Source organism: Polaromonas sp. P1_F6 (assembly GCF_056405695.1).
The window spans coordinates 21,525-35,224 of record NZ_JBFUBQ010000012.1; the positions used below are offsets into that span (position 1 = coordinate 21,525).

Sequence of the window (13,700 nt, forward strand, 5' to 3'; positions counted from 1 at the left end):
CCCGGTCATAAAGGGCTGCAGGCCAAAATGATGCCAAGCCAGCCCGGCCAGGCACCACACGCACTACCTGAATATGCGGGAGCCGATCAGCACGCCCAGCTTTCGGTAGCTTTCCCACTGCGCTTCGTCAAAGAACTGGTCAAACGTGGTTTGCTGCGGGAACGACGGCTTTTTGGTCTGGTATTCAAACAGGTCAAGGGGCGCGCCCTTGATCAAACGCGGCTTGAGCACCAGCAAGATACTTTCAGAGGGCCTGCCCGGCTGGCTGCTGGCATAGCGCACGCGGTAGAGCAGCGCGCACTTTTCGTCGAGTGGCGCCAGCGGATCAGTTGCCGGGCGCAGTTCAGATTCGTCGCGGGCGAAATAAGGCGCCAGTGTGGCGGCATTGGGTGCAAGCCGGGGCACCGCGCTCGGCCCGACGCATTCAAACTCGGCGCCAAAATCGATGCGTGCCAGGCGCATGAGATTGGCAAGGTCTTCAAAGCTGTAGTTCGGGTCTGCACCGCAATCGCAGCAGACGATGAATTCCACCCGCCTGCGCAACAGCTCGAAGACACCGGTGTTCTCAAAGTGCCCGCCGTCGCTCAGGTACCAGTGCGAGCCGTCCGTGCCCAGGAAGCGGGCCCGCAATTCGCACTGCAGATAGCTCTGGTTGCGCCATAGAAAAAAAGGTGTTTTGGTGTCCTTTTTGCCGGAGTCCCACCACCAGCCCAGGCGTATGTTGGTGATGGTGAAAAGCATGGCCTGCCCCAGCGAGGTGCCGCGGCCCAGCCCTGTCGAAAATGCCGCGCCCGACACGCCCACCCATTGGCCGATGGACAGCTCGGGCGGCGCCCGCCTGGCGGCTTTGGCCTGCGTGCCCGCAAAATTGCCGGTCTTTGCATTCCAGAGCCTCCCGTCCACGGTAATGCCCGCGGGTGTGACTGCCAGCGGCAGGCCCTGCCTGTCCCGCTGTGTCAGCTGGTCGCCGGTGCCCGTGGTGGCATTGATGGTCACGTTGATGAGGTGGGCCGGACCCAGGTGGTCGTTGCGGTAATAGGCCTCGCGCGTGAAGTCGTCGCTCGCATCGGCTTCGGTCACGTCCATCTTCGGGCGTTCCGATTCAAACCGTGCCTTGTTGGACGCACCCAGGTAGGCACGCGTGAGGCGCGCGCCGTACATCACCTGCAGGCTCGACAAATTGATGAACCCCAGAAAGTAGCCCGCCACCGCCACAGCCGTCAGGCAAAACACAATGGAGATGACGGGGTAGAAGTATTGCCAGACCCATGATGAGTCCGCGCCAAAACGGACCGTGGTGAACATGGATTCGATCATCAGCTGCCCAAGCCCCGGCAGCGGCGGCTGCATGCCAAACAGCAGGGCCGCGGCCGCGCAGTTCCAGGCCACGGCCAGCAGCAGGGCCAGCGCCAGCCCGACCGCGCCAAGCAGGGTGTTGAGCGGAAGCCTGCTGAGCAAGCCGTCTTTTCCGGGCTGGGCCAGCACCGGCGCAAACTGCTTCACGGCCGCCACAAGGGCCGCGACCACGCCGGCCACGCTGAAAACGGTCAGCGGCGTTGACTGGCTTGTCGCCAGCCAGAGATACAGCGTCTGCCCCGCGGTTTCAATCAGCGCCAGCACGGCAATGATGAATGAGTACGTCAACACCCTGGAGAGCCACCGTGTGATGCGGTTGCGAAACAGCCCGGGTGATTGCTGCGGAAGGTACTTCGCCACAAAGAACACGCCCAGGGAAAAAGCCAGGATGACATCGATCAGCACCAGCAGCAAAACAGGTACCGGAACAGCCTCAAGCAGTGACCCGGCGCCGGCGGCCGGCGGCGCTACCCGGCTCCAGATGACGCAGGCAGCCAGCACACCCGCGGCCAGCAAGCCGGCAGCCGCCAGCGCCGGTGCGGGGATGGCCGACAGCGGCGCTTTTTTTGTATTGCTGCCGGAAGGCGAGGTGTCCTGGTCGAGCCAATAGGCCGCGCCACACGGTATGACCGCAAGCACGAGCCAGATGCCCAGCACACCGAACCACGGGCTGAACCAGATGTCTCCACCCTTCAGCGGAGGCCTGGGCTGCATCATGGATTCCAGCGTAAGCCCCAGCGCATGAAACCCCTCCCATGGAATCTGCAGGCTGCCGTAACGCAGGGCAAACATCAAAAGGAAAATGGTCAGCAAGGTCACGCCGATCACGTAATGCACCGCACAGAGGTTGCGGATGGCAATGGCGATGTCGTAGAGAAAGTCACCGGTGTTGTTCGGTGCCAGGTAACGCCCGTTTTCACGCAGCCAGCGCAAGGGGCGGTCGGGCATCTGGGTGAGCGCGGTCTGGACCTTGCTCAGCCTGCCGGGCGGGTCGGTCGCGAGTGCTTCGTAGGCTTCGGTGGCCAGCACTTCGGGTGCGGGCGGCGCAGGGGGTGTATGGGGCGCCGCAGGCGTGAGGGGATCGCGGGGGCGAAACAGGGCCGAGAAAAAACTGCCGGTATACCCGCCCCCGCTGACGGTGGAGAGGAAGTCAAAGCGGGCGAGCAGCGGCCAGGGCTTTTGCCTGTCTTTGGGGCTGCTTTCGGGCCCGCTTTCTCCCGGGAGGTTGAACCCGGCTTTTGCCAGTGCCTGCAACACGCCAAGGCAAAAGGTGGCGCTGCGGATGCCGCCGCCCGACAAGGCCAGGCCCCACAACTCCTGGGGCGCCGTGCCGCTGGCGTAAACAAAACCTCGCCGGAAATCAATGGCCTTGCGCTCTTCTTCTTGCGCCCGCTCCTGCGCTTGTTCTTGCGCCTGTTCCGGTGTGACGGGGTTTCCAGTGCCTGGCTCGGTCATATCTCGCCTCCTTGGGCAAACAACACAGCTACCGCATGGGCTTTGAAGACGGCTCCGGCGTTGTCATGAAACGCGACGCCCTGCAAAGACTCAGGCGAGCTTAGGCAGGCGGTGCGGGAAAGACAAGGCTCTTATTCCCACAAATCGTATCGAAGCAACGCGCAGGCGGTGGCGCCATCGGGCAGACGGGGCGGCAGTGGCGCCAGTGATACTTGACAGGCGCCCATCTTGCTATCAATAACATAGCTTGTCGCGCAATACCATCAAGAGCTGCAGGCCAAAAGGATGCGTAAACTGTTGCTGTGGAGGCCGCAGGAATGCATGGGGGACCCTGCCCCGCGCACTTCATGTCCAATACAGGCATGGAACCGACGAACGACACACCCCAAACCGACCAGCGCCTGACGGCGCTGGAGATCAAGGCCAGCTTTACCGAAGACCTGCTGGACCAGCTCGACAAGGTCATCGTGCGGCAGCAGCAGCAAATTGATGCGCTGGTGCGCGAGGTGGCAGAACTGAAAGCCGGCCCGGTGCGCGACGGCGATGTGACGGTGGGCCGCAGCCTGCGCGACGAGTTGCCGCCGCACTTCTAGGCCCCGCGCCGTTCAAGCGCCCAGATGGGCGGCGAGCTGGTCGAGGGTGCCGCCGTAGCCTTGCGTGAGCGACGGCTTGAGCTCTTCAAAGTACTGGCGTTCAGCCGCAAGCTCACCAAAGGGTTGCGCGCGCAGTGCCACGATGGTGCTTCCGTTTTTCTCGGTGAAGGTCACGGTGTTTTCTATTTCCAGGGGGCAGGCTTCGCTGAACGGTGCGCGCGCAATGCCGCAGTGTTCGTTGGCAAACGAGTTGAGCCACACGATGCGTTCACCCTGGGCTATTTCACGGTAATTGAACCGGCCCCACATCGTGGGTGCGCCCGGAAACTTCATGGCGTAGTGAAAAAACCCGCCGGGCCTGAACTCGAAACGCAGCAGGTCGATGGAGCAGCCCTTGGGCCCCCACCATTGCTGGATGTTGCCGGCCTCGCTCCACGCTTTCCAGACGCGGTCACGCGGGGCCTTGAACACACGGTCGATCAGGAACGGGGAAGCCATGGCTGCCTTGCTGTCATTTGCGGGCATGTTTCTTTCCTTTTGCAGAGGTTGATTGAGTTGACTGGGCTGATGACGTGGATGTGTCCGGCTGCAAAAACGCGTCGAGCCTGTCGAAGCTGTCTTCCCAGACATTGCGGTACAGCGCCATCCAGCTGGCGACTTCTTTCAGGGGTGCGGCCTCCAGGCGGCACGGCCTGGTTTGCGCCGCACGTCCGCGCGAAATCAGGCCTGCCCGTTCCAGCACCTTCAGGTGTTTCGAAATGGAGGGCTGCGTCATGTCGAAGGGGGCCGCGAGTTCATTGACCGTGGCTTCGCCGGAAGCCAGCCGGGCGACGATGGCGCGGCGGGTCGGGTCCGCGAGGGCGGCGAACGCCTTGTTGAGGGTGTCTGGGGTCATTACATGGCCAATCGTTTATATAGCTGCTTAGCTATATTAAGGCGGTCAAAACGGGATGTCAACCGCCTGCCTTGGGGCTCAACTACCAGAGGTTCTTGCCGTCGATCACTGTCACGGGTGCTTCGGCCGCGTCGAACCCGTCAAAGAGGCGGGCATTGACGCCGATGCGGCGGGTGGTGCCGTCCCAGCTGCCGTCCATCTCGAATGCCGGGCTGTCTGAATAGGTGGACACGCCGCATTCGGCGCAGAAGTGGTGGTCTACCAGCTTGGTCTGCCAGCGGTAGATGGCATCGCCATCCGTGGGGGTGGTGACATGGAACTGATCGGGCGTGTAGTACGCCAGCAGCGCACCGCGCCTGGCGCAAAACGAGCAGGTGCAGCGCGTCAGCTGCGCGGGGATTTCGCCGTCAATGCGAAAGGCGTTTTTGCCGCAGTGGCAGCTTCCTGTGATCGTCATGCGCCACCTCCACGAACTGTTGCATCGCCGTCTTCACCTTCCCCGTATTCGTCATCTTCTTCATCCTCTTCATCTTCATCCTCTTCATCTTCATCGGCCAGGACGCCGGCAATTTCCTCTGCACCGCCTGCGGCCCAGGTAGCTTCACCCTCCTCGCCCCTTGCTTCCRGGTCTTCATCACCGGCGCCTTCCCCTGCCTCCAGGAAGTCGGCCTCGTCCATTGTCCGGTCGGGCAGGATGTCGGCATCAGGCCGCTCATCGCCGATGACACCGGCACGCTCGCCGGTACCCGCAGCGTCGCTGTCGCTGGCCAGTTCCTCTTCGCTGTAGGCACCTAGCGTGTCGCTGCCGGTGTCTGAACTGTCGCCCGGGCCGAGCGACTGTGTGTCTTTTCCGCGCATCCACTGTTCGGGCGGAATGCTGCCACCCGCAATGCTGCTTTTTGCCATGCTGTGCCTTCTTTCATGCTTGTACCGGCGCGAACCACGCGCAATGACGGCGGGCAACCCGCCATCGGTTTTATTCTGCAAAGCCGCAGCGGGCGCAGTTGTGGGACAAAACCGCTTCCTGGTTGTCAGCAGGCGCATTCCCCCGCGCATCCGCCGTGATCAACGGCAAGCGCCCAAGGCGTCGAAGGGCGAATCCGGCTGGCCAGATGTCCTACAAGGGCCGGGCAACGCAACCGACACCTTCCGCCACCGGCGTTTCCTTAAATGATGGCTCGGCGTGCCTTGCTGATCTTGCTGATGAATGCCATGTTTGAACTCAACGTCTCCTGGTGGGAGCTGCCCTTGCGGGCGGTCATCATCTACCTTGCGCTGCTGGCCATGGTGCGCGTTTCGGGGCGGCGCACCGTGGGCCAGTTCACACCATTTGACTTGCTGGTGGTGATGCTGCTGAGCGAGTCGGTCTCCAGTGCACTGAACGGCGGGGACGAATCTGTTACAGGCGGCCTGCTGGCTGCCATCACGCTGGTGGCACTGAATGTGCTCGTCGCGTTCATTACCTCGCGCAGCCGCCACGTGCAAAACGTGCTGGAAGGCCGCCCCTTGCTGGTGGGCCGCAACGGCGAGGTGTTTCTGGAGGTGCTGAAGGCGCAGCGCGTGCCCTTGTGTGATGTGGAGCAGGCGTTGCGCGAGGCCGACTGCGACCGGTCGGACATGCGGTTTGCCTTCCTGGAGGCAGACGGGAAAATCAGCGTCCTGAAGGAGTCGTCGAACGATACGTCACCGGTCAAGGAACGCGTCATTGCCGGCTGACGGGCGACCGCGCCCCATGACGCCGCCCACGGCTTTCTGAAACCTGGCGCTATTGCGCTATTGTTTACCCAGGTACTGGCGCACGGCGGAGGCTGAATTGCCGACAGCCTTGACGGCGTCGCGCAGCTGCTGCTCGGTGCAACCCAGGGTTTTGGTCCAGTCGCGAACTTCATAGTCCTGCCCCAGGGCGATGAACCTGCGGTCCACACCGGTTTTCGTTGTGTCGTCTGCCATGACGCATCTCCTAGGGAAAAAACGAATGCTAGGACGAAATGTCTGGGGTACCCTGTAGGACAAAACCCGTCACGCAGGCAGTCCGTCTTTCCGCTGCCGGCCGACATCTCCAGGTGCATGCCATGTCACTTCCACCGGATTTCAAGCCTTCAGACTTTTCCATCGGCTCCATCAGCGACCGCCAGCTCGTGAACCTGGCCAAGCTGGCCGGTGTCATGACGGAAGGCGACGCGCTGACGCCGGAGCTGCAGGAGTTCACCCTGCTGATCATGGAAAAGTGCGCAGACATCGGCGACAAGTACAAAAGCCAGAAACACGGTCGCACCGCCGGCGATGAGATTCGCGCCCTGTTCGGGGTTTACTGACCACCTGTGGGCGGCGGACCCACGCCGCCATCCCTGTCAATCCGCTACCAAATTAATAGCTGCTTGCGCCCGTCCCTATTGGGCTTAAGGCCAGTTTGATGCATAAACCAGCCGTGGCTAGCCGCCGGCTTCCGTCGCCGGGTGCGCACCCGGCACTGCAGCGCCCGTGCGAAGCAGCACGGCGCCCAGCAATGCGGCGCAGGCCGCAAACACCGCACCGATGACAAACGCCAGCTGGTAGCCGCCGTTGAGCGCCACCACGGCATCGGCACCCGCACCGGCCAGCGAACCGGTGCGCGCCGCCGCCAGGCTGGCCAGCACCGCCAGCCCCAGCGCGCCGCCCATCATGAAAGAGGTATTGACCACACCCGAGGCAATGCCCGACTCGGCCGGGTCCACGTCGCTCATGGCGGCCAGCAACACGGGGTTGAAGGCCATGCCGGCCCCCAGCCCCAGTAGCAGCATGCCGGGCAACACGTCGAGCACAAAGCCGCCGCCCACCGGCGCACGCGCGAACAAGGCCAGGCCCAGGGCGGCCAGCAGCAGGCCGGCCGACAGCGGCGCGCGTATGCCGAAGCGCATGACGATTTTGGCCGACAGGCCCAGCGAGAACGCGGCCATGATCAGGTTGGCGGGCAAAAAACCCAGGCCGACCTGCAGGGCGCTGTAGCCCAGCACCAGTTGCATATACAACGCCGAAATAAAGAACCAGGCAAACATGGCCGCGGCCCACAGTACGCCGACCACGTTGGCGGTGGCGACGTTGCGCAGGCGGAAAAGGCCCAGCGGCACCAGCGGTGTCGTGACCCTGGCCTCGATGGCCAGGAAGATCGCCATCAGCACCGCGGCAACGCCCAGCAAACCGAGCGTCTGGCCTGACAGCCACCCGGCTTCGTTGCCGTTGACGATGCCGTAGACCGCCAGCATCAGCGCGGTGGTGACGGTGACGGCGCCCCACACGTCAAGCCGCGCGCCGGTGGCCTGCCCCTTGCCGCCGGGCAGCAGGAACAGGCACAGCGCAAACACGGCGCCGCCTATGGGCAGGTTGACCAAAAAGATCCAGTGCCAGTTGAGCGAATCGGTCAGCACGCCGCCCAGCAGCACACCAATGCTGCCGCCGCCGGCACAGACAAAGCCGTAGACCCCCATGGCCTTGGCGCGCTCGGCCGGTTCAGTGAAGAGGTTCATGATGAGCGACAGCGAAATCGCCGACACCACCGCGCCGCCCAAGCCCTGCACCGCGCGGGCTACCACGAGCAGCACCTGCGAATTGGCCAGGCCGCAGGCCAGCGAGGCCACGGTGAACAGCGTGAGCCCCGCCAGGAACAGCCGGCGCTGACCGTACAGATCGCCCAGCCGGCCGCCCAGCAGCAAAAAGCCGCCGAAGGTCAGCATGTAGGCGTTCACCACCCAGACGAGCGAGGTTTCGGTGAAACCGAGGTCGGTGCGGATGGACGGCAGCGCCACATTCACGATGGTGGTGTCGAGCACGATCATCAGCACACCCAGGCAGAGCACCACCAGTGCCCACCAGCGCTTTTGGGTTTCCATGTTGTGTGTCATCTGCAGTTTCTCCCCGGTTCAATGAAGGTTGATCGGTGTGATCAGCGGAATCAATTCATGAGGCTCGTCTGGTTCGCAAACCCGGATGCTATCAAATCAATAGCTGGTCGCGCGCGTTCATATTGTTCTGGAGATCATTTTTATGATGAACACGCCGCAGGAGCGGTGCGGGGTGCCCGTGTCCTACAAACGCAGCGGGATTTGGCGGATAGAAACCGGGAATTCGGTTGGCTAATTTAGCTGTCAGGAAACGGGAGCACCGCGGCCCTCCCGGCACCCTGGCACCCCACACAGGCCGCTGACCTTTCCCATGGAACCCCTCATGCTTTTGACCCCACCCTCCGGCCGGGCAACCCGCGCCGCCAGACTTACGGGCCTCGCCGTGCTGGGCGGCGCCAGCCTTGTTGCGTTGCCGGCGCAGGCAGACCCTTCGCCCGCACTGGACCGCGCCAGCCTTTCCATCGGCGCCTTTCATGCAGACCCGACCTTCAACGCGGCAGTGGACACCCGTTTCGGCCGGCTGGATTCCGGCGACGTGAACCGCAGCAGTGTGACCATGCCGCGCATCAAGGCCGACGTGCTGCTGTTTGACAGCCAGGGGCTGTCGCTCGACTACTACCAGTTCAAGCGCGGCTACTCGGATTCGCTGGTCAGCAACACCAATGTGGGCAGCGGCACCGTGACCACCACGGGCACCGCCAACCTGGACGTGAAGCTGGACTTTGCCAAGCTGGCCTACAAGTGGTGGCTGGGTTCGGGCAACACCGTGCTGGGCCTGGGCGCAGGCGCTGCCTACTACCGCGCCAGCCTGGACTTGCGCGCCACGGCAGCCATCGGCGGAACCACCGGCGCCATCGCAGAAACCTACAGCGACGACGCCGTGGCGCCGCTGCTGGAAGTCGGCCTTCGCCACGCCATCAGCCCTGACCTGCGGCTGTTTGCCGACGCCTCCGGTGTGAAGAAAACCGGCGGCAGCGTACGCGGGGAGATCTACAACGCCGCGGTGGGTGTGGAATGGTTTCCCCTGAAGAATGTGGGCGTGGTGCTGGACTATGGCCTGACCGATATCGACCTGCACCGCGACAGCAGCAACGCCCGCTTTCGCGTCAAGCTCAAGGGTCCCTCGGCTTTCCTGAAAGTGCGCTTCTGAGGTTTCCAACACGGGCTGGCTCCGAGGCTGGTCAAGCGGCTGAACCGGTGCGGGCCGGCCGCAGCATGACAGCGGCCAGGATGGCCGTGCCCAGCACCAGTGCGGCGCTGATGCCGGCGGTGACCTGAAAGGCCTGGGCGTACGCATCGCGTGAAGTGCTGAGCAAGGCCGCACCGCTGGCGCCGGGCAATTCAGCCGCCACGGCCACCGCGCCGCCCAGCGTGCTGCGGGCTGCCTCTGCGGCTACGGCCGGCACACCGCTGAGCACAGTGCCCTCCATTGCATGGCGGTAGACCCCCGTCACCACGCTGCCCAGCACAGCAATGCCGAGTGCGCCGCCAAACTCCGAGCTGGTTTCTGAAATCGCCGCAGCCGCACCGGCGCGCTCGGGCGGCGCGGAGCCGACGATGAGGTCGGTACCCAAGGTCACGACCGGGGCCAGGCCCAGCGAAAAAATCACGCTGCCGGTGACCAGCGTGGCCAGGCCCGAGGCGCCACTCACCTGCGTGAGCACGCCAAAGCCCACAAACGCCAGCGCCAGCCCGCCCGTGACGGCCAGGCCGGCGCGGATGCGCCGCGCAATAACAGGTGCCAGCATGGAGCCCACCACAAAACCCAAGGCCGACGGCACGGACCACAGGCCGGCTTCCAGCGGCGACAGGCCAATCACCAGCTGCAAATACTGCGCGATGAAAAGAAAAGCGCCAAACGCGCCGAAAAAGCAGAAGGTGTTGATGGCCAGGGCCGCGCTGAATGCCGGCACACGAAACAAGGCCAGGTCAATCAGCGGGCTGGCCAGCCGGCACTGCCTGCGCAGAAAGGCCGCGCCTATCGCCAGACCCGCGAGGATGCAGCCGACGGCCAGCCAGCCCAGGCCGCCCTCCGCAATGCGCTTGAGGCCGTAGATGACGGCCAGCACCGCCGCCAGCGACTGCGCCGCGCTCAGCAGGTCAAGCCGGCCGGCGTCGGGGTCGCGGTATTCCGGCAGTAGCACCGGGCCCAACACCAGCAGCAAGACCATCACCGGCACGCTGACCAGGAACACTGAGCCCCACCAGAAATGCTCAAGCAGCACACCGCCGATCAGCGGGCCTATCGCGCCCCCCACCGAATAGCTGGTGATCCATACGCCAATGGCCACAGTGCGCTCGCCGGCGTCGAGGAACATATTGCGTATCAGCGAAAGTGTGGAAGGTGCCAGCGTCGCCCCGGCAATGCCCAGCAGCGCGCGCGTAGCGATCAGCATTTCAGCCGTGGTGGAAAACGCCGCCAGCACCGACGCAGCGCCAAACGCGGCAGCCCCCATGAGCAGCAGCCTGCGCCGGCCAATGCGGTCGCCCAGCGTGCCCATGGTGATGAGCGAGCCGGCAATCATGAAGCCGTAAATGTCGACCATCCACAGCAGTTGCGCGCCCGTGGGTTTGAGGTCGGCGCTCAGGTGCGGCACCGCCAGGTTCATCACGGTGAGATCCATCGAATACAGGAGGCACGGCAACGCGATGACGGCCAGCCCGATCCAGTCGCGCCGCGTGGCTTTGGGCGACACCGTCATGCGGCGCCGGCCTCGGCGTGACAGCACGCGGCCGCGGGCTGGCTGGCCGGTGCGCCGTGGCCCGCGTGACCAGTGCCGTATTTGTCATGGTGACGCACCCAGGCCATGGGGAAAGGCAAGCCGCCTTCATCGCGCCCTTTGGGGGTGAGGTCCATATAGCTGTAGGCGCCCACCAGCGTGTCCGCCCCGCGGGCGTAGCTGGAATAGGTGTGAAAGATGTTGCCCTGGCCATCCTGGTAAAACACACTGACCCCGTGCAGCTCTTGCATGCCAGCGCCGTCGACATCGTTCATGCGGTAGTTGTAGTCAAACTTTCCGCTGGCCAGCTCTTCGGGCGTGAAGGAGACGTGGTAGTCGTGGTTGAAGTCGTTGCCGAAGGACGACACCCACTTGAAGCGCCAGCCCATGCGCCGGCGGAACGCAGCCAGGTGGGGTTGCGGCGCGTGCGACACCACAGCCAGCGTGATGTCGCGCTCTGCCAGGTGCGGCAAGGCGCCGTCGATGTGGTCCGAAAGGAAGGAGCAACTGGGGCAGCCTTCCTTCCAGCCGGGACCGAACATGAAGTGATAGACCACGAGCTGGCTGCGCCCCTCGAACAAACCAGCAAGGGTTTCCTTGCCCGCGGGGCCGTCGAACACATAGGGCTTGTCGACCTTGAGCCAGGGCAAGCGGCGCCGCTCGGCGCTCACCAGATCCCGGTGGGCGGTGAGTTCTTTTTCACGGGCCAGCAACAGCTGGCGGGCGGCAAGCCATTCGTCTTTGGATACCACGGAGTGAAAAACGGCGTTGGCAGCGTTTGCGGGGGTTGAAGTCACGGCGGGCTCCCTGGATACGGTCAGTTCAGTGAAGGGTCGAGTTGCTGGAACGGTGGCCTATTGGTTCAGGATGTGAAGGATGTTGCCGTCCGGGTCCTTGAACCAGGCGCCTTTGAAGTCGCCCGCTACGTGCGCATCGCCCTGCCGCGTCATGCCGGGCATGTCGTAGTGCTCAAACACAACGCCTTTGGCCTTCAGCGCTTTCAGGATGTTGTCGAACTCGTCGCCCACACCCCAGGTGGCGGACGTGGCCTTGTTGGTTCCGGCGAAAGACGAGACATACACCACCACAGTGGCGGTGCCGCTCTGGTAGGTGAGCACGCCCTCCTCGGCGGTCTCAAGCGGGGTGAGGCCGAGTGTGCCTCCATAAAATTTCTTCGCCGCCGCAAGGTCCTTGACGGCGATGGTGGCCATGGCGTTTCGGTTGGCAAGCATGGTGCGTCTCTCCTGGGGTTGGGGCTGAACAGAGGTGGTGGTTTGGGGTGACTTTCAGGTCACAGCCGATGAAACAAACAGTTTGTCGAGCTTGAGGAAAGCGCCGGCCCAGCCCTCGTTGTGGCTGTCGCGTGCGGCCAGGTCGTAGAAGCGCTCATGCTTGAACACCAGCTCGGTGCCGGCCCCGGAAGGTTTGAGCGAGACCGTGACCCGCGACACGCGTTCCGGTGTGCTCTTCCAGCCCCAGTCAAACACCAGCTTGCGGTGTGGTTCGACTTCGAGGTAAGTGCCGCTCACGTTGTGTGTTTCCCCGCCCGGCACGCCGAACTGGATGTGGTAGCGGCCGCCCACACGCACATCCATGTCGGCAATGGTCACCACGCCGGCCGGGTCGGGGCCGAACCACTGCGCTAGTGCTTGCGGGTCGGTCCACGCGCGCCAGACTTTTTCGGGAGCGACGGGGTAGTGGCGGGTGATGTCGACGGACGGGCCGGCGGACGGTTTGCCTTGCGCTGTGCTTCTTTCCATGGCGGGTTCAACTCCTCTTGCTGGTAAAGGTAGCGGCCCAGCGCGTCAAGGCGCTCGGACCAGAATTTCTCGTAACGGGATAGCCACATGGCGGCCTCCTGCATGGGCTCGGGTGAAATCGCCAGGTTGACGACGCGGCCATCCTTGGCGCGGCTGACCAGGCCGGCGTCTTCCAGCACCCGCAGGTGCTTCATGAAACCGGGCAGGGACATGCCGTGCGGCTGGGCCAGCTCGCCGACGGACAGGTTGCCCTGTTCCAGGGCCTGCAACACCTTGCGCCGCGTCGGGTCTGCCAGTGCGGCAAATACGGCGTTCAGGGTCTCTTCTTGCGCATCATTTTTATACTTAACCATTTGGCTTAGTATTTGATAAATGATGGGGCTTGTCAACCCGGTTGGCCCGGGAAATCTGTTTCTTTATGTACGCACGATTTGTGGACAGGCCGCCGGGGTGAAGCGCTTTTTTTTGAGCGTGCAAATAAATGTGTCGGCTTGCACCTACCCTGTAAAGCGGCGAAACACCCTGCAAGTTGGCTGGCACTGAAACGTGAATTGACATCCAATCAGGGTATGAACCATTCACCTCATTCACCTTTCACGACCCCGTTCACGACCCCGATGATTTTGTCCAGCCCGCAACAAACCTTCCCTACGCCCGGCCGCCGTGTGGCAGTCCGCTACGTGGGTGCAGTGGCACTGGCCCTGGCCGCAGCAGCCATGCTGTACACCCCACGTGGGCATGCGCAGGCTACAGACCCGGCCGCCGCTGCGTCGGCGCCTGCGGCCGGTGCATCGCAACCCTCCGCTGCCGCGGCTTCCCCCACTCCCAAATACGCGGCCAGAGACCTTGAGCGCGCGTTCAGTTTCATGGACAAGGACAACAACGGCAAAGTCAGCCGCGATGAGGCGTCCAACTTTCGCGGTGTCTCCAAACACTTTGACGAAGCCGACACCAACAAGGACAACATGCTGTCGCGCGAAGAATTTGAACGTGCCATGAACGGGCCGAAACCCCAGTAAACGACGCGCCGGCTTGCGCAAATG

The 13,700-nt window shown here is 63.5% G+C and carries 17 protein-coding genes; 5 read left to right on the top strand and 12 right to left on the bottom strand.

What is annotated here, in order from left to right:
* Positions 1 to 63 precede the first annotated feature (63 nt).
* Positions 64 to 2,811, bottom strand: a complete 2,748-nt coding sequence (locus AC1DY9_RS21975) for a hypothetical protein (RefSeq protein WP_477667656.1) — start codon at positions 2,809 to 2,811, stop codon at positions 64 to 66.
* A gap of 362 nt (positions 2,812 to 3,173) precedes the next feature.
* On the opposite strand from AC1DY9_RS21975, the gene AC1DY9_RS21980 reads away from it, so the two are divergent.
* Entirely contained in the window at positions 3,174 to 3,404 is a 231-nt protein-coding gene (locus tag AC1DY9_RS21980; protein ID WP_457282270.1) for a SlyX family protein, read from the top strand.
* Positions 3,405 to 3,416: 12 nt separating this feature from the next.
* Here AC1DY9_RS21980 and AC1DY9_RS21985 read toward each other — a convergent pair whose 3' ends face one another.
* The 4 genes from AC1DY9_RS21985 to AC1DY9_RS22000 form a co-directional block, all read right to left on the bottom strand.
* Positions 3,417 to 3,929, bottom strand: a complete 513-nt coding sequence (locus tag AC1DY9_RS21985; protein WP_457282119.1) for an SRPBCC family protein — start codon at positions 3,927 to 3,929, stop codon at positions 3,417 to 3,419.
* Positions 3,916 to 4,299 carry an ArsR/SmtB family transcription factor gene (locus AC1DY9_RS21990; protein ID WP_457282120.1) on the bottom strand — a complete coding sequence of 128 codons (384 nt, stop codon included), beginning with the start codon at positions 4,297 to 4,299 and terminating at the stop codon, positions 3,916 to 3,918. Before AC1DY9_RS21990 ends, AC1DY9_RS21985 begins: the two co-directional genes overlap by 14 nt.
* Before the next feature lie 82 nt (positions 4,300 to 4,381).
* Positions 4,382 to 4,756 carry a GFA family protein gene (locus AC1DY9_RS21995; RefSeq protein WP_457282121.1) on the bottom strand — a complete coding sequence of 125 codons (375 nt, stop codon included), beginning with the start codon at positions 4,754 to 4,756 and terminating at the stop codon, positions 4,382 to 4,384.
* Positions 4,753 to 5,205 carry a hypothetical protein gene (locus AC1DY9_RS22000; protein ID WP_477667657.1) on the bottom strand — a complete coding sequence of 151 codons (453 nt, stop codon included), beginning with the start codon at positions 5,203 to 5,205 and terminating at the stop codon, positions 4,753 to 4,755. The genes AC1DY9_RS21995 and AC1DY9_RS22000 overlap by 4 nt, the downstream gene beginning before the upstream one ends.
* A 306-nt stretch (positions 5,206 to 5,511) precedes the next feature.
* On the opposite strand from AC1DY9_RS22000, the gene AC1DY9_RS22005 reads away from it, so the two are divergent.
* Entirely contained in the window at positions 5,512 to 6,015 is a 504-nt protein-coding gene (locus tag AC1DY9_RS22005; protein WP_477667684.1) for a DUF421 domain-containing protein, read from the top strand.
* A gap of 57 nt (positions 6,016 to 6,072) precedes the next feature.
* Here AC1DY9_RS22005 and AC1DY9_RS22010 read toward each other — a convergent pair whose 3' ends face one another.
* Entirely contained in the window at positions 6,073 to 6,249 is a 177-nt protein-coding gene (locus AC1DY9_RS22010) for a DUF3606 domain-containing protein (RefSeq protein WP_477667658.1), read from the bottom strand.
* Positions 6,250 to 6,371: 122 nt separating this feature from the next.
* On the opposite strand from AC1DY9_RS22010, the gene AC1DY9_RS22015 reads away from it, so the two are divergent.
* The gene (locus AC1DY9_RS22015) at positions 6,372 to 6,614 is read left to right on the top strand and encodes a hypothetical protein (RefSeq protein WP_457282124.1); all 243 of its coding nucleotides are present in this window, start codon (positions 6,372 to 6,374) and stop codon (positions 6,612 to 6,614) included.
* Between the two features lie 117 nt (positions 6,615 to 6,731).
* Here AC1DY9_RS22015 and AC1DY9_RS22020 read toward each other — a convergent pair whose 3' ends face one another.
* Complete coding sequence (locus AC1DY9_RS22020) at positions 6,732 to 8,177, bottom strand: DHA2 family efflux MFS transporter permease subunit (protein ID WP_477667659.1); 1,446 nt, start codon at positions 8,175 to 8,177, stop codon at positions 6,732 to 6,734.
* A gap of 322 nt (positions 8,178 to 8,499) precedes the next feature.
* Here AC1DY9_RS22020 and AC1DY9_RS22025 point away from each other — a divergent pair, with 322 nt between their 5' ends.
* Positions 8,500 to 9,327 carry a hypothetical protein gene (locus AC1DY9_RS22025; protein ID WP_477667660.1) on the top strand — a complete coding sequence of 276 codons (828 nt, stop codon included), beginning with the start codon at positions 8,500 to 8,502 and terminating at the stop codon, positions 9,325 to 9,327.
* Positions 9,328 to 9,358: 31 nt separating this feature from the next.
* Here AC1DY9_RS22025 and AC1DY9_RS22030 read toward each other — a convergent pair whose 3' ends face one another.
* Genes AC1DY9_RS22030 through AC1DY9_RS22050 form a run of 5 tightly spaced genes read right to left on the bottom strand, consistent with a single transcriptional unit; the run spans position 9,359 to position 13,010 of the window.
* The gene (locus tag AC1DY9_RS22030) at positions 9,359 to 10,879 is read right to left on the bottom strand and encodes an MFS transporter (protein WP_477667685.1); all 1,521 of its coding nucleotides are present in this window, start codon (positions 10,877 to 10,879) and stop codon (positions 9,359 to 9,361) included.
* On the bottom strand, positions 10,876 to 11,694 hold the full coding sequence (locus AC1DY9_RS22035) for a DUF899 domain-containing protein (RefSeq protein ID WP_477667661.1): 819 nt from the start codon (positions 11,692 to 11,694) through the stop codon (positions 10,876 to 10,878). The genes AC1DY9_RS22030 and AC1DY9_RS22035 overlap by 4 nt, the downstream gene beginning before the upstream one ends.
* Positions 11,695 to 11,751: 57 nt before the next feature.
* Entirely contained in the window at positions 11,752 to 12,129 is a 378-nt protein-coding gene (locus AC1DY9_RS22040; RefSeq protein WP_477667662.1) for a VOC family protein, read from the bottom strand.
* 54 nt (positions 12,130 to 12,183) lie between these two features.
* The gene (locus AC1DY9_RS22045; RefSeq protein ID WP_477667663.1) at positions 12,184 to 12,657 is read right to left on the bottom strand and encodes an SRPBCC family protein; all 474 of its coding nucleotides are present in this window, start codon (positions 12,655 to 12,657) and stop codon (positions 12,184 to 12,186) included.
* Positions 12,540 to 13,010 carry an ArsR/SmtB family transcription factor gene (locus tag AC1DY9_RS22050; protein WP_477667664.1) on the bottom strand — a complete coding sequence of 157 codons (471 nt, stop codon included), beginning with the start codon at positions 13,008 to 13,010 and terminating at the stop codon, positions 12,540 to 12,542. Before AC1DY9_RS22050 ends, AC1DY9_RS22045 begins: the two co-directional genes overlap by 118 nt.
* Positions 13,011 to 13,274: 264 nt before the next feature.
* On the opposite strand from AC1DY9_RS22050, the gene AC1DY9_RS22055 reads away from it, so the two are divergent.
* Positions 13,275 to 13,676, top strand: coding sequence for an EF-hand domain-containing protein (locus AC1DY9_RS22055; RefSeq protein ID WP_457282131.1), 402 nt, complete (start codon positions 13,275 to 13,277; stop codon positions 13,674 to 13,676).
* The last annotated feature ends 24 nt before the right edge of the window (positions 13,677 to 13,700 follow it).